Annotated in this window: 2 protein-coding genes; both read left to right on the top strand. The window is 76.6% G+C overall.

The annotated features are described in order from the left end of the window. Nucleotides 1-1358: diaminobutyrate--2-oxoglutarate transaminase family protein (locus AOK09_RS24680; protein WP_055589441.1), on the top strand; the 1358-nt coding region annotated here is incomplete at its 5' end. After that, a partial coding sequence (locus tag AOK09_RS39370) for a pyridoxal-dependent decarboxylase (RefSeq protein WP_245687463.1) occupies nucleotides 1355-1907 on the top strand: 553 nt, incomplete at its 3' end. The genes AOK09_RS24680 and AOK09_RS39370, both read left to right, overlap by 4 nt.

Below are 1907 nucleotides of genomic sequence, written 5' to 3'. Positions count from 1 at the left end.
GCCCCGGCCCCGCCGGGGCTCACGGGGCGGACGCAGTCCTCCGCCGCCAGCGCGCCCGGGAGTCATCGGCCCGCACCTACGCCAGGTCCTTCCCCATCGTGCCGGTCAGGGCCCAGGGCATGACCGTGGAAGGCGCCGACGGCCGCCGCTACCTCGACTGCCTCTCCGGCGCCGGCACCCTCGCCCTCGGCCACAACCACCCCGTCGTCCTGGAAGCCGTCCGGCGCACCCTGGACCGGGGCGCCCCGCTGCACATCCTCGACCTGGCCACCGCCGAGAAGGACGACTTCACCGACGCCCTCTTCGAGACCCTGCCGCGCGCCTTCGCCGACCGCGCCCGCATCCACTTCTGCGGACCGGCCGGCACCGACGCGGTCGAGGCCGCCCTCAAGCTGATGCAGACCGCCACCGGCCGCCGGGGCGTCCTCGCCTTCACCGGCGCCTACCACGGGATGACCGCCGGGGCCCTGGCCGTCACCGGCAACGTCGCCGTCAAGGAGCCGCTGCCGGCCGCCGGCGAGACCACCCGGCTGCCCTACCCCTACGACTACCGCTGCCCCTTCGCCGTCGGCGGTGAACGCGGCGCCGAACTCGCCGCCGTCTACACCGAGCGGCTGCTCGACGACCCCTCAGGCGGAGTCGTCCCCCCGGCCGCCATGATCCTGGAGGTCGTCCAGGGCGAGGGCGGCGCCGTGCCCGCCCCCGACGGGTGGCTGCGCGAGATGCGGCGGATCACCGCCGAGCGCTCCGTCCCGCTGATCGTCGACGAGGTGCAGACCGGCGTCGGCCGCACCGGAGCCATGTGGGCGGTCGAGCACAGCGGCATCCTGCCGGACGCCATGGTGGTGTCCAAGGCGATCGGCGGCTCCCTGCCGCTGGCGGCCGTGGTCTACCGCGACGAGTACGACGGATGGCTGCCCGGCGCCCACACCGGCACCTTCCGCGGCAACACCCTCGCCATGGCCGCGGGCGCCGCCACCCTGCGCCTGGTCGCGGCCGAACGGCTGGCGGAGCGCGCCGCGACCGTCGGGGCCCGGATCACCGCCCGGCTGCGGGCCCTGCGCACCGAACTGCCGGTGGTCGGCGACGTCCGCGGGCGCGGACTGATGATCGGCGTGGAACTGGTGGACCCGGCCGGCCCGCCCGACCGCCGGGGCTCCCTCCCGGCGGCCCCCGAACTGGCGGTCCGGGTACGCAGCGGCTGCCTGCGACGCGGCCTGATCGTGGAGCTCGGGGGCCGCCACGACGCCGTCGTCCGGCTGCTCCCTCCGCTGACCATCAGCGACGAACAGGCCGAGACCGTACTCGAACGGCTCTCCGAGGCCATCGCCGAGGCCGCCGCTCAGGTCCGCGGATGACCGGCCGCACCACCACCGGCGTCCCGCCCCGCGCCACCGCCCTCTCCGGCGGCACGGACGGACCCCGGGCGCTGCGCCCACTGCTGGAGACCGTCCTCGACGCGCTGGCCGAGGGCACCGCGGCACGCGGCGGCCCCGTACCCGCGACCACCCCCGCAGCGCTCGCCGAGCAGATCGCCCGGACCCTCGCCGAACTGGCCCCGCCGCCGGACGGCACCGGCGACGAGGCACTGCACCGGCTCACCGCCCTGCTGGCCCAGGGCAGCACCGACCCCGCCGACCCCTGCTGCGCCGCACATCTGCACTGCCCGCCACTGGCCCTGGCCGTCGCCGCCGACCTCGCCGCCGGAGCCCTCAACCCCTCCCAGGACTCCTGGGACCAGGCACCCGCCGCCACCGCCCTGGAGACGCTGCTGATCCGCGAACTGGCCGCCCTGACCGGATACCCGCCGGACACCGCGGCCGGAGTCCTCACCTCGGGCGGCACCGAGTCCAACCTGATGGGGCTGCTGCTCGCCCGCGACCGCGTCCTCACCCGGGCCTCCGGGC

Origin of the sequence: Peterkaempfera griseoplana (genome assembly GCF_001418575.1) — a bacterium.
In the GTDB taxonomy this organism is placed as follows: domain Bacteria; phylum Actinomycetota; class Actinomycetes; order Streptomycetales; family Streptomycetaceae; genus Peterkaempfera; species Peterkaempfera griseoplana.
The sequence above is the reverse complement of the archived record's forward strand: the minus strand, read 5'-3'. Positions and strand labels throughout refer to the sequence as shown.